This is a genomic window from Arthrobacter sp. B6 (genome assembly GCF_001663775.1).
Taxonomy (GTDB): Bacteria; Actinomycetota; Actinomycetes; order Actinomycetales; family Micrococcaceae; genus Arthrobacter.
The window spans coordinates 1,284,528-1,311,004 of sequence record NZ_KV467169.1 but is presented as its reverse complement, the minus strand read 5'-3'; the positions used below and the strand labels follow the sequence as shown (position 1 = coordinate 1,311,004).

22 protein-coding genes are annotated in these 26,477 nt (G+C 66.3%); 15 read left to right on the top strand and 7 right to left on the bottom strand.

What is annotated here, in order from left to right:
- Position 1 precedes the first annotated feature (1 nt).
- From AU175_RS20765 to AU175_RS20750, 4 genes are all read left to right on the top strand, one after another.
- Positions 2-2,146: a LuxR C-terminal-related transcriptional regulator gene (locus AU175_RS20765; protein WP_231938680.1), complete on the top strand. Its 2,145-nt coding sequence runs from the start codon at positions 2-4 to the stop codon at positions 2,144-2,146.
- 164 nt (positions 2,147-2,310) lie between these two features.
- Positions 2,311-3,441, top strand: coding sequence for an IniB N-terminal domain-containing protein (locus AU175_RS20760; RefSeq protein WP_066294093.1), 1,131 nt, complete (start codon positions 2,311-2,313; stop codon positions 3,439-3,441).
- A 216-nt stretch (positions 3,442-3,657) separates the two neighbouring features.
- A complete protein-coding gene (locus AU175_RS20755; RefSeq protein ID WP_231938698.1) occupies positions 3,658-5,703 on the top strand; it encodes a dynamin family protein in 2,046 nt (681 codons plus the stop codon).
- The gene (locus AU175_RS20750) at positions 5,700-7,184 is read left to right on the top strand and encodes a dynamin family protein (RefSeq protein WP_066294092.1); all 1,485 of its coding nucleotides are present in this window, start codon (positions 5,700-5,702) and stop codon (positions 7,182-7,184) included. The genes AU175_RS20755 and AU175_RS20750 overlap by 4 nt, the downstream gene beginning before the upstream one ends.
- A 14-nt stretch (positions 7,185-7,198) precedes the next feature.
- Here the strand turns inward: AU175_RS20750 and AU175_RS20745 are convergent, their stop codons facing one another.
- Both AU175_RS20745 and AU175_RS20740 read right to left on the bottom strand, forming a co-directional pair.
- On the bottom strand, positions 7,199-7,891 hold the full coding sequence (locus AU175_RS20745; protein WP_231938679.1) for a hypothetical protein: 693 nt from the start codon (positions 7,889-7,891) through the stop codon (positions 7,199-7,201).
- A 5-nt stretch (positions 7,892-7,896) separates the two neighbouring features.
- Entirely contained in the window at positions 7,897-8,373 is a 477-nt protein-coding gene (locus AU175_RS20740; protein WP_066294090.1) for a PLD nuclease N-terminal domain-containing protein, read from the bottom strand.
- Positions 8,374-8,430: 57 nt separating this feature from the next.
- Between AU175_RS20740 and AU175_RS20735 the strand changes: the two genes are divergently transcribed.
- Positions 8,431-8,772, top strand: a complete 342-nt coding sequence (locus tag AU175_RS20735) for a DUF4229 domain-containing protein (RefSeq protein ID WP_066294088.1) — start codon at positions 8,431-8,433, stop codon at positions 8,770-8,772.
- On the opposite strand, the gene AU175_RS20730 is transcribed toward AU175_RS20735, so the two are convergent.
- The 4 genes from AU175_RS20730 to AU175_RS20715 form a co-directional block, all read right to left on the bottom strand.
- The gene (locus AU175_RS20730) at positions 8,769-9,650 is read right to left on the bottom strand and encodes a 1,4-dihydroxy-2-naphthoate polyprenyltransferase (protein ID WP_066294084.1); all 882 of its coding nucleotides are present in this window, start codon (positions 9,648-9,650) and stop codon (positions 8,769-8,771) included. The genes AU175_RS20735 and AU175_RS20730 overlap by 4 nt on opposite strands.
- Positions 9,651-9,730: 80 nt before the next feature.
- Positions 9,731-10,957: an AMP-binding protein gene (locus AU175_RS20725; protein WP_231938678.1), complete on the bottom strand. Its 1,227-nt coding sequence runs from the start codon at positions 10,955-10,957 to the stop codon at positions 9,731-9,733.
- Positions 10,958-10,969: 12 nt separating this feature from the next.
- Complete coding sequence (locus AU175_RS20720) at positions 10,970-11,938, bottom strand: 1,4-dihydroxy-2-naphthoyl-CoA synthase (protein ID WP_066294079.1); 969 nt, start codon at positions 11,936-11,938, stop codon at positions 10,970-10,972.
- 21 nt (positions 11,939-11,959) lie between these two features.
- On the bottom strand, positions 11,960-12,400 hold the full coding sequence (locus tag AU175_RS20715; protein WP_066294078.1) for a VOC family protein: 441 nt from the start codon (positions 12,398-12,400) through the stop codon (positions 11,960-11,962).
- A 231-nt stretch (positions 12,401-12,631) separates the two neighbouring features.
- Between AU175_RS20715 and AU175_RS20710 the strand changes: the two genes are divergently transcribed.
- Genes AU175_RS20710 through AU175_RS20695 form a run of 4 tightly spaced genes read left to right on the top strand, consistent with a single transcriptional unit; the run spans position 12,632 to position 17,677 of the window.
- Positions 12,632-13,906: an ABC transporter substrate-binding protein gene (locus tag AU175_RS20710; protein ID WP_066294069.1), complete on the top strand. Its 1,275-nt coding sequence runs from the start codon at positions 12,632-12,634 to the stop codon at positions 13,904-13,906.
- Between the two features lie 3 nt (positions 13,907-13,909).
- Positions 13,910-14,854, top strand: coding sequence for a carbohydrate ABC transporter permease (locus AU175_RS20705; protein WP_082979316.1), 945 nt, complete (start codon positions 13,910-13,912; stop codon positions 14,852-14,854).
- Between the two features lie 3 nt (positions 14,855-14,857).
- Entirely contained in the window at positions 14,858-15,775 is a 918-nt protein-coding gene (locus AU175_RS20700) for a carbohydrate ABC transporter permease (protein WP_197497189.1), read from the top strand.
- Positions 15,776-15,802: 27 nt separating this feature from the next.
- Complete coding sequence (locus AU175_RS20695; protein ID WP_231938677.1) at positions 15,803-17,677, top strand: hypothetical protein; 1,875 nt, start codon at positions 15,803-15,805, stop codon at positions 17,675-17,677.
- Between the two features lie 4 nt (positions 17,678-17,681).
- On the opposite strand, the gene AU175_RS20690 is transcribed toward AU175_RS20695, so the two are convergent.
- Positions 17,682-18,440, bottom strand: coding sequence for a CPBP family intramembrane glutamic endopeptidase (locus AU175_RS20690; protein WP_066294062.1), 759 nt, complete (start codon positions 18,438-18,440; stop codon positions 17,682-17,684).
- Positions 18,441-18,594: 154 nt separating this feature from the next.
- Between AU175_RS20690 and AU175_RS20685 the strand changes: the two genes are divergently transcribed.
- The 6 genes from AU175_RS20685 to nirB all read left to right on the top strand — a co-directional run bounded on the left by AU175_RS20685 (position 18,595) and on the right by nirB (position 26,456).
- The gene (locus tag AU175_RS20685) at positions 18,595-19,608 is read left to right on the top strand and encodes a metal ABC transporter substrate-binding protein (RefSeq protein WP_066294057.1); all 1,014 of its coding nucleotides are present in this window, start codon (positions 18,595-18,597) and stop codon (positions 19,606-19,608) included.
- Positions 19,605-20,462, top strand: coding sequence for a metal ABC transporter ATP-binding protein (locus AU175_RS20680; RefSeq protein ID WP_082979315.1), 858 nt, complete (start codon positions 19,605-19,607; stop codon positions 20,460-20,462). Before AU175_RS20685 ends, AU175_RS20680 begins: the two co-directional genes overlap by 4 nt.
- A gap of 3 nt (positions 20,463-20,465) precedes the next feature.
- Complete coding sequence (locus AU175_RS20675; RefSeq protein ID WP_197497188.1) at positions 20,466-21,341, top strand: metal ABC transporter permease; 876 nt, start codon at positions 20,466-20,468, stop codon at positions 21,339-21,341.
- Positions 21,342-21,577: 236 nt separating this feature from the next.
- Positions 21,578-23,296 (top strand): ABC-F family ATP-binding cassette domain-containing protein, encoded by a 1,719-nt coding sequence (locus AU175_RS20670; protein WP_066294055.1) that lies wholly within the window; start codon positions 21,578-21,580, stop codon positions 23,294-23,296.
- Positions 23,297-23,592: 296 nt separating this feature from the next.
- Positions 23,593-23,940: a molybdopterin oxidoreductase gene (locus tag AU175_RS20665; RefSeq protein WP_066294051.1), complete on the top strand. Its 348-nt coding sequence runs from the start codon at positions 23,593-23,595 to the stop codon at positions 23,938-23,940.
- Entirely contained in the window at positions 23,940-26,456 is a 2,517-nt protein-coding gene (gene nirB, locus AU175_RS20660) for a nitrite reductase large subunit NirB (RefSeq protein ID WP_066294050.1), read from the top strand. The genes AU175_RS20665 and nirB overlap by 1 nt, the downstream gene beginning before the upstream one ends.
- Positions 26,457-26,477 lie beyond the last annotated feature (21 nt).

Below are 26,477 nucleotides of genomic sequence, written 5' to 3'. Positions count from 1 at the left end.
CATGGCACATTACCATCAGCCGTCATCACACGAGTTCCTCTACGGCCAAGGACGCGAAACGCAGCATTTCTCCGGCCACGACCTGACAGAACCGGCACAACGGCGCACGCCACCCTCCCGGCCGGAACCGGAACTGCTGGCCCCCGGCAGCCCTCAGTACATGGCGCAGCAGCTTCGCGGTGAAAACGCCGCAGTTCGGGAACTCCTGCTGGCACTATCTGTCGGCTTTACGCTGCCCGGCCCCCTGCCCGCCGAACTGGAGCGGAGGATGACCGGCGGCGACGTTGAGAGCCTCGAGTCGATCGTGGCGAAGGCGGAAGCTTCCGGGCTCCTGCTTGCGGACGGGACCGTCGTAGGGACCGCGCAGCACGCCCTCCTCACCTTGACGCCCACAGCCAGGATTCACGCGCTGCAACGCGAGTTGGTGGGATGCTTCGTTGCCGAAGGCCGCCCGTTGGGCGATTTTGCCCGTGAACTGGCCCGGGGCGGCCTCGCCGACCACCGGGTGGCGGCTGAGCTGGAAAGGGCCGGGAACAAGGCACTCGAGCACCATCCGGGCCTGGCCGCCCAGCTGTATGACGAGGCACTGCTGGCTGGCGCCGACGAGCTGTCCACGGCGGCGCGCCGTGCCCATGCCGCGTCGGCAACGGGGGACCTGGATACCGCAGACCGCATCATCGACGGCCTGCTGGTGAGTCCTGATCCGCCAGACCTCCGGCTTGCAGTGGACGTTTCCGCGGCTGTGTGGGCACAGCGGGGGATGCTTGCCCGCAGTGCGGACGTCTACAGCTGGCTGGGCGCATCAAAGGTGGGACCGTCCGCGCCGGCCGCTGCCGTAGCCATGCTCGGCTGCGGCAACCGCGCCGGAGCCGAGTCCATGTTCCCCAGCGGCTCGTCTCCGGCGTCACCCACACTCTTGGCCGTGGCGCAGGCCCAGACGGCCAAGGGTGTCCTGGAATCGCTGGCCGGGGACCCACACCAGGGACTCCCCATCCTGATTCACGCTTCCGACATGCTGAACGCATCCGGGGCATCCATCCCGCTGCCTGACACACCCGGCGCACTCGCTGCGCTGGCTGCCCTGCACAGCGGGGAACCGCACGTTGCTGAGACCATCGTGCGGGCCGCCATCGCGGCCGGCCAGGGCGGCGATGCGGCCAAGCCGAGACTCTTCCTGCTCCAGGCCTGGTCTGCCATGCAACAGGACAACCCGGAGGACGCCCGGCTGGCCATCAACGAAGCTTCAAAAGCCAACCACTGGCCACTGGTCCCGCGGGACGAATTCCTGTGCTCGGCACTGGAAGTTGGCCTCGCACGCAGGAGCGGCGAAGTCCACGACCTGGTCCTGGCATGGGAGCGTGCACGGGAGGCCATGCTGCACACGTCCGTGGACCTGTACAGCCTGCTGCCGTGGGGCGAGCTGATGATCACGGCCGCACGGCTGCGGGAGACCCGGCGGGTCTCGCACTACCTGGACGAAGCGTGGACGTTGCTGCACGAACTTGGCGACCCGCCGCTGTGGGCGGTGCCGCTGCACTGGGCCGGAGTCCAGGCGGCGCTGCTGAACGAGAGCCCGGCGGACCTGGCACCCCACGCCACCGCCCTGGCACGGGCTGCAGACCACAGCCACCTCGCCTGGGTCCTGGCTGCTGCCGGCAAAGCCTGGGTCACGGTCCTCGCCGGAAAGTTCCGCGCACCAGACGTGGAAGCGGCCGCACGGGGCCTGAACGCCGTCGGGATGCCTTGGGAAGGTGCGCGGCTCGCCGGGCATGCCGCAGCCCGGGCCGACGAACGCAAGGACATGTTGCGGCTCTTGTCCTGCGCCCGCGACCTTCATCCGCAGGGAGGTTCAGCCGGAACGGGAGCATCCGGGCCATCGGAACAGCGCAATGATCCCGGCGCGGAGCAAGCCAACGGGGTGCCCCCTGACAGCGGATCTGGACTGAGCGAGCGTGAAAAAGAAGTGGCAAGGCTGGTGCTTGAAGGCAAGACCTACCGCGAAATCGGGGAGGCAATTTACATCTCCCCGAGGACTGCGGAGCACCACATAGCCCGGATGCGACGCCGGCTCGGCGCCGAGAACCGCTCCGACCTGCTGGTCCGGCTGCGACTTGCCCTGGGGTCCGAAAACCCTAAACGGGAGTAACCCCTAGTGCCCCTAACGGGATAGCCGGCGATCCCCTAGCAGGGGGCCGGACGGTAGGGGGAAGTGTCCCGATGCCCGGTCTTTGGGTGGGACCGTACGTTTGATTCAAGCCCGGTAACGAAGCCAGGCCACTCCACAACTCAGAGAAGATTTGAGGACATCCAATGCCCACACTCGCAAACGACCTCGTCCAGTTCCTGATGCACCTCTTCGGCAACCGGCAAGCTGCCCAGGACTTCCTGGACGACCCGGAGAAGGTACTCGACGATCACGGCCTGGGTAAGGTCTGCTCCGCCGACGTCGACGCCGCCATGCCTGTTGTTTTGGACTATGCACCGATCACCCTCAACCACTCCTCCTTCGACCGGGACTACAACACCGGCGGTAACGGCGCATCAACCGGCCACAACGGCGGCGGCGGTGGCGGCACCGGCGGCACCACGCCTCCTCCCGCCGGTGGCGGACATGGCGGCGGCGGACACCACGACCATGATGACCACGCACACGCCGTCCAGCAGCTGCACCACGTAGTCAACAACTACTCCTACACCTCAACGGTGGATGACCGGGACACGATCGTCGACCAGTCCGTCAACCAGAACATCTGGGCCGACGGCGACGTTGAGCAGTGGTTCGACAACGACTCCGTCGTTGCTTCCGGCGACCGTGCGATTGCTGCCGGCGACGACGCCGACGTTGAGGATTCCAACAACATCGAGGACTCCTACAACACGGACAACTCCACGGACAATTCGACCGACAACTCCATCCGCGCCGGCGGCGACGTCAACATCGGCAACGAGGAGACGGACATCGACGACTCCTTCAACACCGACTTGGACGTCGAGGTTGAGGATTCCTTCAACGACAACTCGGACAACTCGGTCAACACCGAACTGGACGTCGAGGTTGAGGATTCCTTCAACGACAACTCGGACAACCGCGTTGATAACTCTGTTGAGATCGAGGACTCCTTCCAGGACAACTCCACTGACGTTGACGTTGAGGTTGAGGATTCCTTCAACACCGACAACTCCACCGAAGTCGAGGTTGAGGACTCATTCAACGAGACCGAAACGGACGTTGAGATTGACGACTCGTTCAACGAGACCTCAACTGAGGTAGACGTCGAGCTCGAGGACTCCTTCAACGACAACTCGCAGACGACGGTGGTCGAGGACAACATCGTTGTTGCCGACAACCAGCTCGAGTTCACCGAGGACAACTCAATCAACACCGAGGTAGAAGTCGACGCCGATATCAGCGCTGAGGATGATTCGGCAGTCATCCTGTAGCAGTTAGTTCCGGGGTACCGGGAGTGCCCGGCAGGTGGCCCAGTGCACCTGCCGGGCACTTCTCACGGCAACCCACAACGTCCCATTTTCGAGACTTGAAGCAAAGGACTGGCTGTGGCTGAAACGCAACGCACCGGGGGTCTGGCAAAGACGGCAGACCCGGCAGGACAGGCAAGGCCCTCAGCGCCCCCCACGACTGCACAACTGACAAAGCTCGTGGAGCAGGGCATCGAGTTGGTCGGCGCCGGAGACCGTGCCGACCTGCGGAAACGCCTCGACCAGACGCTGCGCAGACTGCAGGATCCAAGCATCCGCGTGATTGTGGTGGGGGAATTCAAGCAGGGGAAGAGCAAGCTCATCAACGCCCTGGTGAACGCCCCGGTGTGCCCTGTCGACGACGACATCGCCACCTCCGTGCCCACGGTGGTCCGGCATGGGGATCCGGCATCGGCGTCCGTGCTCCTGCCGCGGGCCGACGCGGAACCCGGCGATGAGGCGGCACTCGAACGCCAGCCCGTCAGCATCGCCGACCTCGCCACCTACGTTTCTGAACGCGGAAACCCCGGCAACGCCAAGAAGCTGGTGGCCGCAGAGGTCTTCCTGCCCCGCAAGGTTTTGGCCGGCGGCCTGACTGTCGTCGATTCACCGGGCGTCGGCGGGCTGGGGTCAACGCACACGCTGACCACCCTCACCGCGCTGCCTTCGGCAGACGCCATGCTTCTCGTTTCGGACGCGTCCCAGGAATATACCGAACCCGAGATCAGGTTCCTGAAGCAGGCCATGCGGATCACCCCGAGCGTGGTGGGCGTGCTGTCCAAAACTGACCTGTACCCGGAATGGCGCAGGGTTGCCGAACTGGACCGCGGCCACCTTTCCCAGGTGTCGCCGGACATCCCCTTGTTTCCGGTTTCCTCCGATCTCCGCCTCGAAGCAACGCGGCTGCAGGACGTCGAACTGAACAACGAGTCAGGTTTTCCAGGCCTGGTGGGCCACCTCCGGAACGAAATCGTGGGCAAGGCGGAACGGATCCAGCGCCGCTCCGTGAGCCAGGACCTTCTGTCCGTGACGGACAACCTTCGCCTGTCCCTGCAGTCGGAGCTCGCGGCACTGGAGGACCCCGAAGGAACACCCCTCATGATCGCCGGCCTGGAGGCAGCCAAACTCGAGGCCGATGACCTGCGCAAGCGTTCCGCCCGGTGGCAGATCACCCTGAACGACGGCATCAGCGACCTCATTTCCGACATGGAGTACGACCTGCGGGACCGCTTGCGGCGGATCCAGCGCGAGGCTGAGACCGCCATCGACCTGGGCGACCCCGGTCCCACCTGGCCGCAGTTCTCGATTTGGCTGGAGGAATGCGCAGCAGGCGCGATCTCGGACACGTTTGTCTGGACCAGCGAACGGGCTCAGTGGCTGGCAACACAGGTGGCCGAGCACTTTTCCGAGGACGAAGTGTCGCTTCCCGTGCTGCGCGTTTCTGACACGGGGGACGCCCTGGACCCCGTGGATGAAATGCCGGGGCTGGATGACGGGAAGATCAAGCCGATGCAGAAGGTCCTGATCGGCATGCGTGGCTCCTACGGCGGCGTGCTGATGTTTGGCCTGCTGACCGGCATCTTTGGAATGGCCCTGATCAATCCGCTTTCTGTCGGAGCAGGACTCCTGCTGGGAAGCAAAGCCTACCGGGAGGACAAGGAAGCCAGGCTCAAGCGCCGGCAAACAGAAGCGAAGGCCTTGGTCCGCCGCCAGCTGGACGACGTTGTGTTCCAGGTGGGAAAGCAGCTCAAGGACCGGCTCCGCCTCGTCCAGCGGTCCACCCGCGACCATTTCACCGAAATCGCGGAGGAGCACCACCGTTCGCTGTCCGACTCCGTGGCGGCTGCGCAAAAGGCCGCCACCACGTACCGGCTGGAAAAGGACATGCGCATCCGGGACATTAAGTCGGAGCTCAAGCGTGTGGATGCCCTGCACCGCGCTGCGGAGGTCGTGGCAGCCGAGCCGGCGGGAGCCAGGCCCGCAGGAGCCGGGCCCGCTGGGGCCAATGCAGCCGGAGCCAGGCCCCCTGGGGGAGCGCCCGCGACCGCCCAGCCGGCAAGGCCCCAGCCCGCCGACCACCATTTCGGCAGCCCACAGACAGGCAGTCCGCAGCCGGGCATTGCCCAGGCAACCACTGACCAGCCAGGCGGCCCGCAACACGGCCGTCACTCGGCCGGGCTTCCCGCGGGAAGCGCGCAGGCCCAGGCAGTGGCGGCGGCCGGATGAGGGAAGCAACCAGTGCCGGAGTGGCAGACCTGATCCAGGAAGCCCGCGCTGTCTACCGCGATGACCCGGTGGCGGCAGAAGCCCTGGAAGGTTACGCCAGGCGGCTTGCCGAGCCCCTTCGGGTCGCTGTGGCCGGCATGGTGAAGGCCGGCAAATCGACCCTGCTCAACGCCATCATCGGCGAGGAAATTGCGCCCACCGATACGGGGGAATGTACGCGCATCGTCACGTGGTACCGGTACGGGCATTCACCGCGCATCACGCTCTACCCGCTGGAGGGGGAGCCGCGCACGCTGCCGCTCAAGAGGGTGGACGGGCGGCTGGTGTTCGTCCTCGGCCAGGAACACGCGGAAGACGTCGAACGGCTGGTCGTTGAGTGGCCATCGGAGAGCTTGCGGGAGGTCACCCTGATCGACACCCCGGGCATCGCCTCCCTGTCCGAGGATGTTTCGGCCAGGTCTGTCAGGTTCCTCACTCCGGAGGACTCACCCTCGCAGGCCGACGCCGTTATATACCTTATGCGGCATATGCACGCCTCGGATCTTCGGTTCCTGGAGTCTTTCAGGGACACCGAGGCTGGCCGGTCCGGCACCGTCAACGCCGTTGCCGTGCTGTCCAGGGCAGACGAGATTGGCGCGGGGCGGATCGATTCCCTACTTTCTGCCGGGGATATCGCGGAGCGATATCGCCGGGACCACAGCCTGCGGAAGCTGGCATTGGGGGTGGTCCCGGTGGCTGGGCTCCTGGCGCAGAGTGCCCGAAGCATGCGGCAGGCAGACTACGAATCCCTGGCCCTGCTCGCCGGCATGGAGCGGGCGGACCGGGAAAAGCTGTTGCTCTCCGCTGACAGGTTCCTGCGTTCCGCCGTGCCGGAGCGCCTCGGCGCCGACGCCAGGGCATCCTTGCTGGAGCGGTTCGGGCTGTTCGGGATCCGGCTTGGCGTGGTGCTGATCCGGGCGGGCTTTACGGACCCCACTCCCTTGGCCCACGAACTTGCGAGGCGCAGCGGCCTGGACCCGTTGCTTGCCATGGTGGCCCGCCAGTTCCATGCCCGCGCCGACGCCCTGAAGGCACGCACCGCACTGGTGGGTGTGGAAACCCTGCTCCGGACGTCGCCGCGTGAAGGCTCGGGACACCTGGCGGCGGCATTGGAGCGGCTTCAGGTCAACGCCCACGAGTTCCGTGAACTGCGCCTGCTCGCCACCCTGCGAACCGCGGGATCCACTCTCAGCCACGACCTGGCGGTCGAAGCCGAGAGGCTGTTGGGCGGCGCAGGCACCGCGGCGTATCTCCGCCTTGCCCTGGAACCCGAGGCGCCACCTGAGGAAATCATCGCGAAGGCCCGGGAATGCCTTCGCCGCTGGCGGCTGGTTTCGGAGAACCCCATGACGGACCGTTCAGGGCAGGACGTGTGCCGCGTGGTGATGCGCAGCTGTGAGGGCGTCCTCGCCGACTGCGCCGCCCTGCAGCTGAACCACTAGCCCCACGTCGGAAGTTAAGCCTGCGTCCGGGACCGGAGCCAGGCGCTGCTGGACGGCATGAACAGCAGTACCAGACCCACGAAGGCCAGGAGCAGCTGCGCACCCCACAGCAGCCACACATAGCTGCCGGCGTCGCCTTCGGGAACGAGGAATGCCTCCGCCACCAGCACAGCGCCCACATGCACAAGCAGCAGCGGGACCATCAGCCAGCGGACCCAGGCCCGTCGGCCGTTGAGGATCGCCAGCGCGGCCACCTCGAGGACGATCACCAGCAGCAGCGCTCCCAGGCTGCCCCAGAAGACGATGGCGGAAGCAGCCGTCACGGCGTCCGCGTCTCCGCCGGGCGCCATCTCGTCAACGACTGCACGCAGCCGCTCGAGGTGGGAGTCACGGGTAAGGAAGGAGCCCACCAGGACGGCGACGCCGGCGATGAAGCTGAGAAGCCAAAAGGTCCTTGCCGCCTTCAAGGGGCCCGGACTCTCCGGTACCACCACGATGGGCGCCGGGGAGGAGTAGGACAGCCCGGGCCGCGGTGGCGGCGCGGGCGGACCGGCAGGCCGGGAGGAAGCAATGCCGGGAGCAGGCGGGCCAAGGTCGGGCCGGCCAGGTTCAGGCTGGGTGGGAGGGTACGGGGCAGGTGGCTCGCCTGACGGGGGTTCGGGCTGCGTGGTCTGCAGTTGCTGTTCTCCGTCGGGTTCGTGAGCCATAGATCCTACTTCCGGTCGTCGGTATCGTGCGTGTCAGCATCCCCACTGCTGGCATCGCCGGCCGCTCCGCCGTCGACGCCGCCGTCTCCTCCGGACGTACCCGGCCCACGGCGGCCGGTGTCCGGACCGGCGCCGGAGGAACCGCCGTCGGCCTTTCCCTTCGCCTCCAGCTCATCCTTGAGCTTTTTCAGGCGTGCGGCCTCCGCCTGGTTGCGGCGGCGGACTTCGAGGTTGCGGAGGAAGTCGGGATCGTCGTCCGGCGCGGTGGGGTGGCTGTAGGCCTGCCGGACGGGGGGATTGCCGCGCGGACGGCCGATCAGGAGCCACAGAACGGCCCCCAGCACCGGCAGGACAACCATCACGACGATCCAGGCGGGCTTGGAGATGCCCCGGGTGAGGCGTCCGTCAGTGCGGATCACGTCCACCAGGCCATACACAAAGATGGCGAGTACTGCGACGGCGAGAACCACACGGAAGAGCATGCCATTAAGTCTATCGTCCGGACGGGGCGGGAGTTCCTGCTGGGCGGCTAAACTTGGATGGTGGCTTTCCTGAAATACTCCCTGATCCGTCTGGCGCTGTTCGCGCCGCTCTTTGTGCTGTTCCTCTTCCTTGGCCTGGGCGCGGTGATGTCAGTCATCTGCGCCGCCGGCATCGCCTTCGCGGTCAGCTACCTCTTCTTCCAGGAGCAGCGTGATGAGGCCACCGCCGCCATGCGCCGCAGGTTTTCGGGCAAAGCCAAGCCGCTGCGCACCGCCGGCGAAGTGGACGATGCCCAGGCCGAGGACACCCTGGTGGACGCCAACCCGGATGTCACTATCCGCACCGACGCCAAGCCTCCAGCAGCCGATCCTTCAAAAACCACGGGCCAGAACGGCTAGAACCCGTGGCTGAGCACCAGTCCCAGTGAGAACAGCAGGCTGTAGCCGAGGTTGATCATGCCGGTCTGCTTCAGCACCGGGATGAGGCTCTTGCGCTTGCGCCCGTTGATCATCAGCCAGGCCGGCATCAGGCAGGCGGGGATGAGGAGCAGGACGATCAGCATCCAGGGCCGGCCCGGCGCCAGAATGATCACCAGCAGGATAGCCACGGCGAGCATCAGCACGTAGCTCTCCCGGGCATGCTTGTCGCCGAGGCGGACTGCCAGCGTCTTCTTTCCGGCCTGGATGTCCGTGGGGATGTCCCGGACGTTGTTGGCCATCAGCAGGGCTGTGGCGATAAGACCCGTCCCAATGGCACCAATGATGGACGCCAGGCTGATCTGTCCGGCCTGCGTGTACGTCGTGCCCAGCGTGGCCACCAGGCCAAAGAAAACGAACACAAAAACATCGCCCAGGCCCATGTAGCCGTAGGGGTTCTTGCCGCCGGTGTAGCCCCAGGCGGCCATCAGGCAGCCCAGGCCCACCAGGATCAGCCACCAGCTCTGGGTGATGACCACCAGCACCAGGCCAACCACCATGGCAGCGGCGAATGCGCCGAAGGCGGCGTACTTGACGTGTTCGGGTTGTGCGGCGCCGGATCCCACTAGCCGCAGCGGGCCCACACGGTCCTCATCCGTGCCGCGGATGCCGTCCGAGTAGTCGTTGGCGTAGTTGACGCCGATCTGCAGGAGCAGCGCCACGAGCCCGGCGAGGACCGCGTTGAAGAGGATGAACGAATCCATTTCGAAGGCAGCAGCGGTGCCGATCAGCACTGGCGCGATCGCCGCCGGCAGTGTGCGGAGTCGGGCGCCTTGGATCCATTGTGCGGCTGTGGCCACGGTAAGTACCTCGTGTTGGGTCGGGGTTCGGCGAATCGGTGACGCACCGGCTGCAAAACGGCGGCCGGTGCAGGACTACTTTACTTTCCCCGGTGCAGGGAATTGAGCCGTCCCGTCATGGCCAGGCGGTCAGGCTTGCCGTTGGGCAGCATCAGCAGCTCCGGCGCGGTGAGCACGGTTTTCGGCGCGAGCAGTCCCAGCGTCCGGTGCCATTCCTGTTCAAGGACGACGGCGGGATCCCCGCCGGACACGGCGTCCGCACCTGCTGCATCGTCCCGGGCGCCAGCGGCAGGCGCAGCGGGGGCAAGGTCGGGTGAGACGGCCACAAAGGCGGCCACCGCCTGGCCCCACTCGGCGGACGGGACGCCGGCCACAAAAGCCGCCGTGACGCCGTCGTACTTTTCCAGCTCTTCCTGGACGTGCGCGGCGGAGACCTTGACGCCGCCGGTGATGATCACGTCATCGGCGCGGCCCAGAACCGTCAACCGGCCGTCGGCGTCGAGGCTGCCGAGGTCGCTGGTGCGGTACCAGCGGACGCCGTCCTCCTCAAAGAAGACATCAGCGGTCTGCTCAGGGGCGTCAAGGTATCCGGCGGCAATGGTGTCGCCGCCGAGGAGGATGTGGCCGTCCTCGGCGATCCGGACGGCCGAGCCTTCCAGCGGGTAGCCGTCGTAGATGCAGCCGCCGCAGGTTTCGGCCGAACCGTAGGTGGTGTACACCCTGACGCCGGCCTCGCGTGCCGCGTCGAGCAGTGCGGCTGATGCCGGGGCGCCGCCGAGCAGGATGCCGTTGAAGCGCCGCAGCACCGCCAGGGTTTCCGGCGACGGGTCTTCCAGGAGCCGCTGCAGCTGGGTGGGGACCAAGGAGGTGTACCGGAGTTTGTCCGTGAGCTCCAGGGCGGCCGCGGTGAAGGCCTCCGGGGTGAAGCCCTGCGACATGTCCATGACCCACGGGCGGGTGCCGGCGAAAAGCGAACGCACCAGCACCTGAACTCCGGCGACATACTGCACGGGCAGGGCCAGCAGCCACTGGCCCTCGCCCTTGAGCGCGAAGGCGGTGGCCATGGAAGAGGCCGCCAGGGCCTCCACAGTCAGGATGGTGGCTTTGGGGGTTCCGGTGGAGCCGGACGTGCGCACCACGGCCACGGCGTCGTCGCAGCCGGGGGTCTCCACATGGCCCACCACCAGGCCGCCGTCATCGCTGACGGAAAGCTCGACGGCGGGGCCCTCACCGTGGAGGGCGGCGGCCAGCGCCTTGAGTGCGGGGTCGATGTCTATGGGGCCGATATTCATGGGTCCGATGTTCATGGATGTCCTGCCTTAGAAGTAGTGCGGGAAACGGGACCAGTCGGGGTCGCGTTTTTCCAGGAACGCCTCTTTGCCCTCCACGGCTTCGTCCGTCATATATGCCAGCCGGGTGGCTTCGCCCGCAAAGACCTGCTGGCCCGCCAGCCCGTCGTCGGCGAGGTTGAAGGCGAACTTGAGCATGCGGATGGCCTGCGGGGACTGCCGGGCAATGTCGGCTGCGTACTCCAGGGCAACTTCCTCGAGCCGTTCGTGGTCCACGGCCTCGTTGACCGCGCCCATGCGGACCATGTCGTCGGCGGAATATTCGCGGGCCAGGAAGAAGATTTCGCGGGCTGCCTTCTGGCCGATCTGGCGGGCCAGCAGTGCGGAGCCGTAGCCGGCGTCGAAACTGCCGACCGTGGCATCGGTCTGCTTGAATTTGCCGAACTGCCGGGAGGCGATGGTCAGGTCCGAGACGACGTGCAGGGAGTGGCCGCCCCCGGCCGCCCAGCCGTTGACGACGGCGATGACCACCTTGGGCATGGTGCGGATGAGCCGCTGCACCTCCAGGATGTGCAGCCGGCCGGCGCGGGCGGGATCGATGGTTTCCTGCGTCTCGCCGTCCGCATAGCGGTAACCGTCCCGGCCACGGATCCGCTGGTCCCCGCCGGAGCAGAAGGAATGGCCTCCGTCCTTGGGGGAGGGGCCGTTGCCGGTGAGCAGGACGGTGGCCACATCCGGGGTCATCCGGGCGTGGTCCAGGGCGCGGTAGAGCTCGTCCACGGTGCCGGGGCGGAATGCGTTGCGGACTTCCGGGCGGTTGAAGGCGATCCGGACGGTGGGCAGGTCCTTGGCTTCCTGGCCGGCGGCGGTGGCGGCCGTCGAGACCCGTTCCACCTGGCGGTGGTAGGTCATGTCCTGGAAGTCGTCGAAGCCGGACACGGTGCGCCAGCGTGAAGGATCAAAAACGTCGGACACCTTGGCGGGGAATTGGTTGCTCACCGGACAAGTCTAGTAATCGGCTCAGCTGATGCAGAACTCGTTCCCCTCGGGGTCCGCCATGGTGTGCCAGGAATGTGGGCCCTGGCTGGCGCTCCAGAGGAACGTGGCACCGCGCGCCTCGAGTGCCTTCCTTACCTCGTCCTTGTCCCGTCCGTCCAGGTCCACGTCCCAGTGCACGCGGTTCTTGACGGTCTTTTCTTCCGGCGCCGTCTGGAACAGGAGCCGGCGTTCGGGCTTGGCCGCGTCGAGCTCCTCGGGCGGGCGGATGGCACAGCCCTCGCGCCACACGAGTTTGCCGTTGTGGACAATGGTCTGGTCTTCCGTAGCGAAGCCCTGGTCGATCATGGACCGGATGAAGCCTTCGTCCTGGGGCTCCACCGCCCAGTCCAGGGTCTCGGCCCACCAATCCGCGAGGGCGTGTGGGTTCCGGCAATCCGTGACAATCTGAATGTTCAGTCCCATGGGTCCAACCTACGACGGCGGCGGGCTGGCCGGTAGGGCAGGTCCTCCCTTCCGCCGCGGCCTGAAAATGTGCGTACGTAATCTTGACAGATTGTCATGACATGAATCACAGTTGGGTAGGAAAGGCTTTTCCGAACGTTGGCAGTGCGGCCTGAGGGCCGTCGGCCAACATCTTCACCTTCCGGCCATGCCCGCAGGCACGGCACGCATCGTCAGAGACAGGACAGAGCATTGTCAGAGCAGACAAGAATCTCAAGCATCAGCCGCAGGCAGTTCGGACTGACGGCCTTCGGCCTCTCAGCCCTTGCCGTCGGCCTTTCCGCTTGTGGGGGCGGCGGCGGTTCAACTGAAGGCGGAGCCAAAACCCTTCAGCTGGTCCTTTCCGGTGACACCAACCAGGGCGGGGCGTTTGCCGCGGCCGCGGCGAAGTACAAGGAAGCCACCGGCATCACCATCGAGGTGGTGGACGTTCCCACGGCGGACATCACCACCAAGCTCAAGAATGCCGCGACTGCCAATGACCTGCCGGCCCTGGCACGCGTCACCGGCCTCGATCCGCTGTGGGTCAACCAGCTCCAGGACCTTACGGACATCGCCAAGTCCCGGAACATCGACGAAAAGTTCCTGCAGGAGGCCCCGGACGGGACCATTCCGGCCATCCCGTCCGACCTCACCGCCGTCGGACTGTTCGTGAACAAGAGCCTCTTTGAGAAGGCCGGTGTGGCTTTCCCCACGGCCATCGAGGACGCCTGGACCTGGGATGAGTTCGTCGCAGCCGTCAACGAGGTCCGCGAGAAGGCCGGTGCCAAGTACGGCGTGGTCATGGACCGCTCCGGCCACCGCCTCCGCGCCATGATGTACGAGTTCGGCAGCACAGCGTTCGCCAAGGAAGGCGACTCGTATGCCTGGGACGACGAAGCAGTGGAGACGCTCGAGTACTTCCAGAAGATCAACGACGACAAGACCATGCCGAAGTCCGTCTGGCTCAGCGGCGAGGACGGCAACGCCATGTTCAAGAGCGGCCAGGTTGCCGCGTACTACTCCGGCAGCTGGCAGGTTGCCGATTTCAACAAGAACATCAAGGACTTCGAATGGATGTCCGTGCCGCTGCCCAAGAAGGAAGTCAACGCCACCAACCTTGGCGGCGGCTTCATGATCGCCTTCAAGGACACGGGTGCGGATGAGGAAGCCAAGAAGTTCATCGACTGGTTCTACGACGACGCCAACTACACGGAGTTCGCCAAGCTTGGCGGCTACCTGCCCGTCAAGGAAAACCTGAAGGTTGACTACCCGTTCCAGCAGTCCTCCTTCGAGCTGTACCAGAAGCAGATTGCCGGCAACGAGGCCAAGGGTGACAACGCCATCAAGCGAGTCGTGGCCGAGGCCTACGCCGAAACGCCGTTCTCCGGCGACCCGTTGCGGGAGGAAACCGTTAAGATGCTCGGCGGCAGCCAGGACGCCAGGACCACGGTGGAGAACATCGTGAAGCTCTACAACGGTGCCTGATCAGTGGCTAATCCAACGTTGAGCTCCACGGTGACGCCGGGGGCGCCCCCCACGGGTGCCGTGCGGAGCAAGTCCCAGCAGAAGCGCCACAACCGCTATGTGATCGCGCCGCTGGTGCTGATCGGCGTCAACGTGGTGCTCTTCCTGGTGTTCTTCGTCTGGCCCGGTGCCCTTGGCTTGATCTATTCGTTCACGGACTACCGTGGCGTTGGCAGGCTGAACTTCATCGGCCTGGAGAACTTCCAGAAGCTTTTCGCGGACAGCACGTTTTACGCCGCCCTGAGCCGGACCTTTATTTACACGGTGTTCTCGGTGCCGCTGGTCTACGTCTCGTCGCTGGGAATTGCGGCGCTGCTGGTGAGCAAGGCCACCCGGGGACGGACCGCCGCGAAGGTGATCATTTTCCTTCCCTGGCTGATCTCGCCGATTGTGGTGGGTGTTATCTGGAAGTGGATGTTCGGCCAGGACTTCGGCTTCGTCAACTTCGTGATCTCGACGCTCGGCGGAGGCGCAGTGCCGTGGTCCAGCAACGGCAACCTGGCCCTCACCGTGGTCATCTTCGCCTCGGCCTGGGGCGGCACGGCCTTCAACATGCTGCTGTTCATCGCCGCGCTGAAGAACATTCCGGAAGCGCTGCTGGAAGCGGCGGAGCTGGACGGGGCCAACGCGTGGCAGCGCTTCCGGCACGTGACCCTCCCGGGCATCGCGCCGACGTCGTTCATGGTCATCCTGCTGTCCACCATCCATGCCATGAAGGAATTCGCGATGATCCAGGCGCTGACCAACGGCGGCCCGGGCACGGAGAACACGCTGATCGTCCAGTACATCTACAAGACCGGCTTTGAACAGTCCAAGGTGGGCTACGCCAGTGCCGCCTCCATGGTGCTGATGGTGGTGCTGCTGGCCATTGCGCTCATCCAGCTGCGCTTCAACAAGAAGAAGGGCTGACCCATGGCTACTGCTGCCAACCTGCCTCCCGCCGTCGCGGAAGAGTCCGCCCTCGGCTCCGAGAAGGCCGCCGCCGGCACAGTCAAACGGAACGGGCGGGAAGGCCGGACCAAGCTGTCCGCGCCGCTGACCGGAGTGTTGTGGCTGATCGTGGCCATCTACGCGCTGCCGCTGCTCTGGTTCATTTTGAGTTCGTTCAAACCCGGCAGTGAACTGTTCAGCTATCCGTTGTCCATGATCCCGCGGGAATGGACGTTCCAGGGCTTCGTTGACGCCTGGGAGCGGGTGGACTTCGCCCAGTACTTCCTGAACACCGCCACGGTGGCGCTGGTCACCACCGTGCTGACCGTGTTCTTCAGTGCCTGCACGGGTTACGCCCTGGCAAAGTACAACAACCCCGGCACCCGGCTGTTCTTCGTCTGCATCCTGGCCACCACCATGCTGCCCACCGAGGTGATCCTGAACCCGACCTTCTCGGTGATCCGCGACCTCGGCCTGTACAACTCGCTGGCGGGCATCATTGTGCCCTCCGTGCTGACGGCGACAGGTGTGTTTATGTTCCGCCAGTTCTTCCTGACGGTTCCGGATGATTTGCTCCATTCCGCCCGGATCGACGGCGCCAGCGAGCTGGCCATTTTCTTCCGGATCATGCTGCCGCTGTCCAGGCCCATCCTGTTCACCCTGGCCATCTTCTCCTTCCAGTGGCGCTGGAACGACTACATCTGGCCGCTGATCGTGCTCAACGATCCGAAGTGGTACACCCTCCAGGTGGCGCTGCGGAGCATTGTGGGCGCGGAAAACATCGACTGGCCAGTGCTGCTGGGCGCCTCGGTGATCTCCATCCTGCCGCTGGTGCTGGTGTTCGCCGTGTTCCAGAAGTATGTGCTCAACGCTGATGTCAGCGCCGGCCTGAAGGACTAGATGGTGACGCTTGTGAAGGATGGGATGGTGAACCGACCGCCGGCAGCCACCGACGCCGTGTTCCTCGGCGGGCTGGTGGAGGCCGCGGACCGGTACGTCGACACGCTGCTGCAGGCGCACGACGGCGGCGTGGCGGCTCTTCCGCACCGCGCCGCCATGAGCCGGCTGCTGGCTCTGGCAACGGTGTATAGGGAAGCGGGATCCGTCCATAGTGGATCCCCGGAGCTTCCGGCGGCCATGGCCGCCTGCGTTTCGCGGCTGGAGCACCTGCAGGGGCCAACCGGTCTGTTCGACGGCACCAACCTGAGCTCACCGCCGGACTCGGCCTTCACCATCAATGACGCCTGCATCGCGCTGGAGATCCTGGGCGCGGCGGGGGGTGGCGCTGCCGGGGGTGGCGCTGCCGGGAACGGCGGGTTTGACGGCGGCCTGGCCGGGGACGGCACCCTTGCCGGCGTCGGGAGCCGGCTGCGCGCCGTCGTCGGACGCATCACCGACGCGCTGGTTACCGGGGGAGTGCACACCCCCAACCACCGGTGGGAGCTGTGCGCCGCGCTGGCCCGCATCCACTCCCTGCAGGAGCGCGAAGGCAGCCCCCGCCCGGAGATCCTGGAGCGCATCGGGGAGTGGCTTGCCGAGGGAATCGACCAGCTGCCGGACGGCATGTACTCCGAGCGGAGCCCGCTGTACGCCACCGCGGTGACCAACCCGTCGCTGCTGGCCATCGCCGACTATGCCGGCCAGCCACAGCTGCTGGAGCATGTCCGCGGCAACCTCGCCGCCTTCCTGCCCTGGTTCAACGCTGACGGAAGCGCGGAGTCGCTGTTCTCGCGCCGCCAGGACCAGTGGTTTACGTTCGACGGCGAGGCCTTCGCGCTGCTGTACCGCCGGCTGGCCAACCAGGACGGCCGTGCGGACTTCGCGGCCGCGGCAACCTGGCTGCAGCAGTTCCCCCTGCGGGAACCGGCCAAGGCGCTGGCCCGGACCCGTTTGGATCGCTGGCTGGGGATGGAACTGCCCGGTGCCGTTTCGGGAACCGCCGCTGCCGGGGCTTCCGTCTCCGCCGCCGTCGGTAGCGGATTCCCGCCCGTTATGGCGCCGGGCCATGCCGCGCTCGCCAGCTGCGGGATCCACCGTTTCCGCGGAGCAGGAAACGTGGTGACCGTCTACGGCGGCTGCGACGAACTGGTGCCCGGCGTGGTGTCCGGACTGTCCAGCAACCCCACCTTCCTGCGTCTCGCGCACGGTGCCGCGGTGCTTACGGATGTGCGGCTCTCGCGCAGCTTCTTTGACCTCGGCCCCTTCCGCAGCCAAACCATTACTGCTTCCGACGCCGGTACGGTCCGCCTGGGTGAGGAGCTGCGGGCGAATTTCTACCTGCCACTGCCGGCGGAAAAACACCGTGAGGGCGGCATCTACCCCTTGGTCCACGAGGGCCGCTTCAGCGCCAGCATGGACTTCGGCCACCGGCCCACGGTGGAGCATCGGCTGGCCACAGCCATCACCATTCACGCCGGCGGAGGCGCTGGGGGCGATGTGGTGGAGCTGGACCTGGAGTTCGACGGCGCCGACACGTCGTTTGCCCTCGAACTGACGTTCCGTGCGGGCGGTGAGCTGACCGGGGTGGAGCCCATGGTTGGTGCGCCCGCCGGCGTGAGCGCGGAGCAGGGGACGTTCCAGCTGACCACCGGCACGGGCAGCTATCGGCTAGGCGGCGACGTCATCGAGTTTGGTCCGGGCATCGCAGCCGACCCTGACAATCCGCCGGTGTACAACCCGGGGGAGGCGTACCGGTACCTTGCGGGGAGCAACGCCACGGACGGCCTCAAGGTCTACATCACAGGCCGGACCCGGGGCACCCACCGCTTCACCCTGCGCGGCAGGAGCCTCTCCCAGGGCTGATGCCCTAGGGCTGGACCTGCCGGAGCTGCTCCAACAGCTCGGGCGGCAGGGCATAGATAAACACCACAGCGAGCAGGTTCTTGGCTGCGTGCACAAAGTAGGCGAACATCAGGTTCTTCCCGGTCCACACGTACACAAAGACCAGCGTGGCGCCCATCGCCAGGTAGGGGAGCAAGGCTGGGAGCGTGATCCCCTGCCGCACCACGTGCAGGGCGGCAAAGAGCACAGTGGACAGTGCGCAGCAGAGCCAGAGGTTGACCCGGCGGCTCAGCTTGCCGATCAGCAGGTGGCGGAAGAGGTACTCCTCCACGAAAGGGCCAACGAGCACCAGCAGCGGAGCCGTGAGCCAGGCAGGCACGCGCTGCATGATCGCCTGGAGCGAGGCCTGGTTTTGGGAGGTCTCCACACCTCCGCCGGCCGCCACGACAACCGCTGTGAAGATCATCATGACTATGACCGCGGCCGGGACCATCACCAGCGTGAACCACGGACGCGTGGCCAGGACGCGGAGGTCCCGGGCCACCACCCGGCGGGCGGCGAGGAGTGCCAGGATGCCCACGCTGCCGTAGAAGACCAGGTTCACGCTGTAGGACGCGGCGGCGGGGTTGGGGGCCAGTTGGCGCAGGAGCGGCAGCAGCAGCTGCCCGGCCACGGCAATGAAGGCAAGCAAGCCAAAATAGAGGCCCACGGTGCCGAAATCGAGGCCGGAGAACCGGTACAGCTCCGGCTGCGGGGCGGGCGGATTCCGACGTTGCGTGGCCATGACTTCAGCCTAGCTCCACCCCAACTAGGTAGCAGCAGATGTCGTTATGAGCCCCCAAACCGACATCTGCTGCTACCTAGTTGGGCCGGGAGGACGCAGAAGGGGAGGGGCGGCACATTGCGGGCCACGTTCGTCGTCCCGTAGAATATTCGGCATGCCTAACTTTCTGTTTCGGCGCGCCAAAGTAGCCGCCCGAACCTTCACCCGCAGCTCCGCGGTCTTCCGCGCTGCCGGCGCCTCCGCCGTCGTCCTTTTGTCCCTGACCCTGGCTGCCTGCGGCGGTGCGGCGGGCGGCGGTTCCACCGGTGACGGCGACGGCGACAAGCCCGTAGTCCTCACCACCTTCACCGTCCTGGCCGACATTGCCCGGAACGTCGCGGGGGACGAACTCACCGTGGAGTCCATCACCAAGGCCGGCGCCGAGATCCACGGCTACGAACCCACCCCGGGCGATATCCGGAAGGCAGCCAAGGCGGACCTCATCCTGGACAACGGCCTGAACCTCGAGGCCTGGTTCTCGCAGTTCGTCGAGGGCCTGGACGTGCCGCACGCGGTAGTGAGCGACGGCGTGGAAGTGATGTCCATCAGCGAGGACTCCTACCAGGGCAAGCCGAACCCGCACGCCTGGATGTCGCCCGTGAACGTGCAGACCTACGTGGACAACATGGTGAAGGCCTTCAGCGAACTCGACCCGGACAACGCCGGGGTCTTCAAGGCCAACGGTGACGCCTACAAGGCCGAGCTGCAGGCTGTGCAGGACGAGATGAAAGCCAGCCTCGCCGGTCTGCCGGAAAACCAGCGCGCCCTGGTGACCTGCGAAGGCGCCTTCTCCTACCTGGCCCGTGACGCCGGGCTCAAGGAGGTCTACATCTGGGCGGTCAACGCCGAGCAGCAAGCCACACCGCAGCAGATCACCCGGGCCATCGAGTACGTCAAAGCCAACCAGGTCCCCGCAGTGTTCTGTGAATCCACTGTGTCCGACGCCCCGATGCAGCAGGTAGTGGGTGCCACGGGAGCCAAGTTCGGCGGCGTCCTGTATGTTGACTCGCTGTCCGAGGCGGACGGCCCCGTGCCGACCTACCTGGACCTGATCAGGCACGACGCCGACGTCATCACCAAAGCACTCGCCGGCGCCTCAGCCGAGGCCTCGGCAGGGGCAAAGCCGTGACCACCCCCGCCATCCTGGTTGAAGACGTCACCGTGCACTACGGTGAAGTCCTGGCGCTCGATTCCGCGTCGCTCAGCCTCGATGCCGCAAGAATCTGCGGCCTGATTGGCATGAACGGATCCGGGAAATCCACCCTGTTCAAAGTGATCATGGGAATGGTCAGGCCCGACGCCGGCCGCGTACTCATCGGCGGACAGTCGCCGTCCAAGGCGCGCAAGGAAGGCGGGGTCGGCTACGTGCCGCAGAGCGAGGACGTTGACTGGCAGTTCCCGCTGTCCGTCCGCGACCTGGTGATGATGGGCCGCTACGGGCACCAGGGGTTCACCCGTCGCCCGTCCAAGGCGGACCGCGCTGCCGTCGACGAAGCCCTGGACCGGGTGGAACTGGGGGAGTACGCCAGCCGGCAGATCGGCCAGCTGTCCGGAGGGCAGAAGAAGCGGGCTTTTGTGGCCCGCGGCATCGCCCAGGGTGCCACGATGATGCTCCTGGATGAGCCCTTTGCGGGGGTGGACAAGCGGTCCGAGGCCACCATCAGCCGCCTTCTGCGGGAGCTTGCCTCCGACGGCTGCACCATCCTGATATCCACCCACGACCTCCACGCCATGCCGGCCCTCTGCGACGAAGCCGTGCTCCTGATGCGGCGCGTCCTGATGCATGGCGCCCCGGAGCAGGTGCTGCAGCCGGAGAACCTGGCCATGGCATTCGGCCTGGACGTTTTGAACCGCCCACTCCCGGGGGAGGGCAGTCCCGGAAGCGGCCACGCGGGCGGCCACAAGCATCACGCCGCCCGCGCCGAGACTGCCCCCGCCGACGCCGCCCGCGCCGAGACTGCCCGGGCCCGGAACGGGGGCTGACCCATGGACCTCCTGGACCTCCTGCTGGAACCGCTCAGCTACGACTTTATGGTCCGCGCCATCGTCACCACCGCGCTCGCCGCCGTCGTCTGTGCGGTGCTGAGCTGCTGGCTGGTGCTGATCGGCTGGTCCCTGATGGGCGACGCCGTCTCGCATGCCGTGCTGCCCGGCGTCGTGCTGGCCTACATCGTTGGCGCCCCGTTTGCGCTCGGTGCGCTGGTGTTCGCGCTGATCGCGGTGACCCTGATCGGCGTGGTCCGGAACACCAGCCGGGTGAAGGAGGACGCCGCAATCGGCATTGTGTTCACCTCGCTGTTCGCCCTGGGCCTGGTGCTCATCTCCGTCACGCCCAGCCAGACGGACCTGAACCACATCATCTTCGGCAACCTCCTGGGCGTCAGCGTTCCGGACCTGATCCAGGTGCTGGTGCTGGGCGTGGTGGCCTTCGCCATCCTCATCCTGAAGCGCCGCGACCTGACCCTCTACGCCTTTGACCCGACGCATGCCCACGCCATCGGGCTCTCCCCGAAAAGGCTGGGGGCACTGCTCCTGGGGCTGCTGGCCCTGACCTCGGTGGTGGCGCTGCAGACAGTTGGCGTGGTGCTGGTGGTAGCCATGCTCATCATCCCCGGAGCCACGGCCTACCTGCTGACGGACCGTTTCAGCCGGATGCTGGTCATCGCCCCGGTAATCTCGGGCGTGTGCTCCATCGCCGGGATCTACGTCAGCTACTACCTGGACACCGCTTCGGGAGCCATGGTGGTGCTCACCCAGGGCGTTGTGTTCGCCGCTGTCTACCTCTTCAGCCCCCGGCAGGGACTGATCGGCACCCGGCTGGCGAAGGCGCGGCGCAGGAAGGCCGCGGCGCTCGCCGTGTAGCCAGCAACCGTCGCGTGGGCGTCCGACGGCGGCACCCGGCTTGGGTGCCGCCGTCGTCTGTGGAGGGCCTGCTTGACGCCGCGGCGTCGGGCGGGGCAGGCTGGAGCGATGAAGTCCTAACCTGCAGCCCGGCCGTGCCGGGCTGTTCCCCGAAAACAAGGGCCGCCGTCGAGCGCTGGATGAAACGTCCGGTTCAGCCCCGGCGGCCACACTGCGGAACTTTGCGAGGACTTCTCTTGACTGAACACCTGAACCTTTCCGGCGTTTCCCATGGCTACGGCGACCGCCAGCTCCTGGACAGCATCAGCCTGGTCATCACAGCCGGCGAGCACGTGGCCATCGTGGGCGAAAACGGCGCCGGCAAATCCACGCTGCTCCGGATCCTGGCCGGGCTGGAAGCTCCCGATGAGGGCACAACGGTCATCCAGGGCCGGGTGGGCTATCTCGCCCAGACCCACGGCCTGCCGGAATCCTTCACCGTCGGCGCCGCCATCGACGCTTCGCTGGCATCGCTGCGCGCCCTCGAAGCGGAGCTCGACCGGCTGGAGGCGGGCCTGGCCGACGCCGATGACGACGAACTGGAAACCTACGGCAGGCTGCAGACCGAATACCAGCTGCGCGAAGGCTATGCCGCGGAATCCCGGGTGGAGGCTGCGCTGGACCGGCTGGGCCTGGGCGGCCTGGACCGGACCCGGGTCCTCGGGTCGCTGTCCGGCGGGGAGCAGGAACGCGTGGCATTGGCCTGTGTCCTGGCTGACCCGGCCGACATCCTGCTCCTGGACGAACCCACCAACCACCTGGACGCCCGCGGAACTGCCTGGCTGGAAGACCGGCTGGCCGCCCACCGCGGCACCGTAGTAGTGGTGTCCCACGACCGAGTCCTGCTCCGCAAGGTAGCCGCCACTGTTATCGAAGTGGATGCCGAGCGCCGCGCCGTGACCCGCTACGGCAACGGCTACGACGGTTACCTCCGGGAGAAGGCAGCCGAACGCCAGCGTTGGGTCCAGCAGTACCACTCCTGGATTGATGCGATGGAGGCCGAAAAGCGGCAGGCCGATACCGTGGCCGGGACCATGGGCTACGGACGCAAGCGCGACGGCGACAAGATGGGCTTCGACTTCAAGGCAGGCACCTGGCAGAAAGCGGCCAGCAGCCAGGTCCGGAATGCCCAGGAACGGCTTCGCCGGCTCGAAGCCAGCCCGGTGGACCGCCCGCCCGTGCCCCTCCGGCTCAACGCCGAACTGGCGGTGGACCCCTCTGCTCGGTCCTCTGCGTCGCAGGATGGCGCACCCGTGCTGGCGGCCCGTGGAGTCAGCGTTCCCGGCCGGCTGGGAGCCACAGATTTCCAGGCCGGCGCAGGCGAGAAAATCCTCATCACCGGCCCCAACGGCGCCGGCAAGTCCACGCTGCTGTCCGTCCTGGCGGGAACGCTGGAACCGGCCAGCGGCTCCGTCAAGCGGCCGGAACGGATCGGCTACCTGCAGCAGGAGCTGGAACTGCCGCAGCGCCCCGCGCTCCGCCTGTTGCCCGCATTCGCGGCTGGCCTGGGCGGCAACATCGACGAGCATGCCGAGGCCCTCCTGCGCCTGGGACTGTTCCGCACCAGCGAGTTCCACGTCCCCGTGGGCAGCCTGTCAGCCGGCCAGCAGCGACGCCTCGCCCTGGCCCGGCTGCTTTTGGGCGGTTACGGCACCCTGATTGTGGACGAACCGACCAACCACCTGGCGCCCGTATTGGTGGAACAGCTTGAAGCGGCGCTCGCGGACTTCGCCGGGACAGTGGTGATGGTCAGCCACGACCGCGCCCTCAGGGAATGGTTTGCCGGCTGCGCGCGGAAAAGCCGCGAGGCTGCCCGCGGACACGTTGCCGGAAACCTGGCCGGGAACGCCGCCGGAAACGAAACCGGACGCTGGATCCGGTACTCAATGGACAACGGCGTGCTCGCCCAGGCCTGATTTCAGCCCTGCCTTGATGGCTGACTAAGCCTGATTCTGGCCAAGCCTGCTGGCCGGCCGGACCAGAATGCGTCACTTTCGGCCCTGCCGCTAACCGACTCCCCTGGATTTCCGGGCTTCCCCTCCGGCGCGGTGGGCATAAGTCGCGCAATTACGTCGGGGGCAGCCCCGCCGGCCCGACGCCGGGAACGGTGAGTTTTGCGTAAGCGAAAAGTTACGCGCGGACCGGAAGACGGAAACATCGGCGGCGGAAGATAGGCCCATGCCAGTTTTTCGCCGGCCGAAAGGATCTGTCCATGATCACCAAGAACCTTTTCTTGCAGGGCATCTTCCCGTTCGAGGGCACCGGGCTGGACAAGCCGGTCCCCATCCACAGCGAACTGTCGCACTACGTTCCGGACGGAGTGATCAACCAGACCCTGTATTTCCGCGGTGGAAATTCCAGCACCGAATTGATCACGGTGGTCCTGATGCGCAACGGCGTGCCCATGCGCTACTTTCCCATCGGTGCCAAGAGCGATGTCCACGTGCCGCTTCGCGTGGTGGAGGACATTGAAGGCGGCTCGGTGGTGGAGCTTTACCTTGCCGCCCCGGATGGCGTTGGGGGATCCGTGGTGGTGGACCTGGGCATGGTGGAACACTGATGACCAGCGTGCTGGACAGGCCGCAGGGCAGGCACCCGGTAGCCGGACCACGCCGCCGCCTGGTGGTGGTGGGCAACGGGATGGCTGGTGCCCGGGCGGTGGAGGAGATCCTGGCCAGGGGCGGTGCCGACCAATTCACCATCACCATGTTCGGCGATGAACCGTATGGCAACTACAACCGGATCATGCTCAGCCACGTGCTCTCAGGTGAGGACAGCGATGCCGACATCTTCCTGAACTCCTTGTCCTGGTACCGGGAGAACAGCATCACCCTGCACGCCAATGTCCGCGTTGACCGGATCGACAAGTTCACCAAGCACGTCTTTTCCAACGACGGCCGGGTCACCCCGTACGACACGCTGATCATCGCCACCGGCAGTCGCTCCCACATGCCGCCGATGGACGGGCTATACACTCCGGGCGGGTCCGTGAAGCATGGCGTGTTCGGTTTCCGTACCATCGATGACACGCGCAAAATGATCCAGCACGCGCAGCAGGACCACCATCGCCGCGCCGTGGTGATCGGCGGCGGACTGCTCGGGCTCGAGGCGGCCTACGGCCTGAAAAGCCACGGGATCGAGGTGGAGGTGGTGCACTCCGGCGGGCACCTCATGAACGCGCAGATGGGGCCCGACGGCGGTGCCATCCTCCGTCGCAGCGTGGAGGCCCTGGGCATCCGGGTGCACACGTCGAGCCGCACCACGGCTGTCCTCGGCAAGGACAGGGTCAGCGGCGTCAGCCTCCGGGACCGGGAGGACATCGCCTGCGACATGGTGGTGGTCGCAGCCGGGATCCGGCCCAACGTGGACCTGGCAGTCCTGAGCGGCCTGCCGGTGGAACGCGCCATTGTGGTGGATGACAGGCTGCGGGTCCAGGACGAAGACGATATCTACGCGGTGGGGGAGTGCATCCAGCACCGCGGCGAGGTCTACGGCCTGGTGGCACCGTTGTGGGAACAGGCCGTGGTGCTCGCCAACCACGTTACCGGCGCCGACCCGTCGTCGGCCTACCTCGGCTCGCGGACCGCCACCAAACTCAAGGTGGCCGGCGTGGAAGTCGCGTCCATGGGGCTGCACGGCCCGGAACTCGACACGGACGAGCACATCGTCTTCTCGGAGCCCAGCCGCGGCGTCTTCAAGTCCATAGTCGTCCGCGACAACAAAATAGTGGGTGCCACGCTGCTGGGCGACAGCCGGAAAGTGGCCTACCTGACGCAGGCCTATGACCGCGGGCTGCCGCTGCCGGAGGAACGGATTTCCCTGATGTTCGACGTCGGCGGGCCGGGTGGGGACGTGGGCGTGGCCGAGCTCGACGACGGCGCCCAGGTCTGCAACTGCAACGGTGTCAGCAAGAAGGCCCTGGTGGACACCGTGAAGGGCGGCTGCACCACGGTGTCCGGCGCCATGGACGCCACCAGGGCCGGCAAGGGCTGCGGTTCCTGCAAGCTCCTGGTCAGACAGGTGGTGGAGTGGGCCGCGGACGGTGCCGTGGAGGAGGACCCGGCGGCCAGCTATTACGTGCCGGGGATCCCGCTGGACAAACCGTCCCTGATGGACGCCATCCGGAAGCAGGACCTGCGCTCCGTATCCGAGGTCTTCACGGCTTTGGCGCCGGGCAGTGCCGAGGACGCAAAGTCCAAGATGGGCCTGGCCTCCCTGCTGAAAATGATGCTCGCGGACCATTACATCGACGAACGCGATGCCCGCTTCATCAATGACCGCGTGCACGCCAACATCCAGCGCGACGGCACCTTCTCCGTGGTGCCGCAGATGAAGGGCGGCGTGACATCAGTGCAGCAGCTGCGGCGCATTGCCGACGTCGCGGAAAAGCACAACGTTCCGCTGATCAAGCTGACCGGCGGGCAACGGATTGACCTGCTGGGCATCCCCAAGGAGGACCTCCCGCAGGTCTGGGCCGACCTGGACATGCCCTCGGGCTACGCCTATGGCAAGAGCTTCCGTACCGTGAAGACCTGCGTGGGCAAGGATTTCTGCCGGTACGGGACGGGTGATTCCACCAAACTGGGCATCGAGATCGAGTCCCGGTTCCAGGGAATCGAGTCGCCCGCCAAGCTGAAGCTGGCCGTGTCCGGCTGCCCGCGGAACTGCGCCGAATCGCTGGTCAAGGATGTGGGCGTGGTGGCCGTGGAAGGCGGCCGCTGGGAGCTTTACGTGGGCGGCGCGGCGGGGGCGCACATCCGCAAGGGTGACCTGCTGGCCACCGTGGATGACCCCGAGGAGGTGAAAGTCCTGGCCGGCCGCTTTATGCAGTACTACCGCGAGCAGGCCAACTGGCTGGAACGGACCTACTCCTTTGTGCCGCGGGTGGGCATCGAGCACCTCCGCGCGGTGATCGTGGACGATGCAGAGGGCATCGCGGCCGCCCTGGACGCCGCCATGCAGGAGTCCGTGGACAGCTACGTGGACCCGTGGGGCGAACGCGATGATCCACTCACGCCGGGCCAGTTCCGGACGTCGCTGCCGCTCACCGTCCTGCCCCAGGTGCCGGTCCGATGAGCGCCGCCCCCAAGAGCCCGG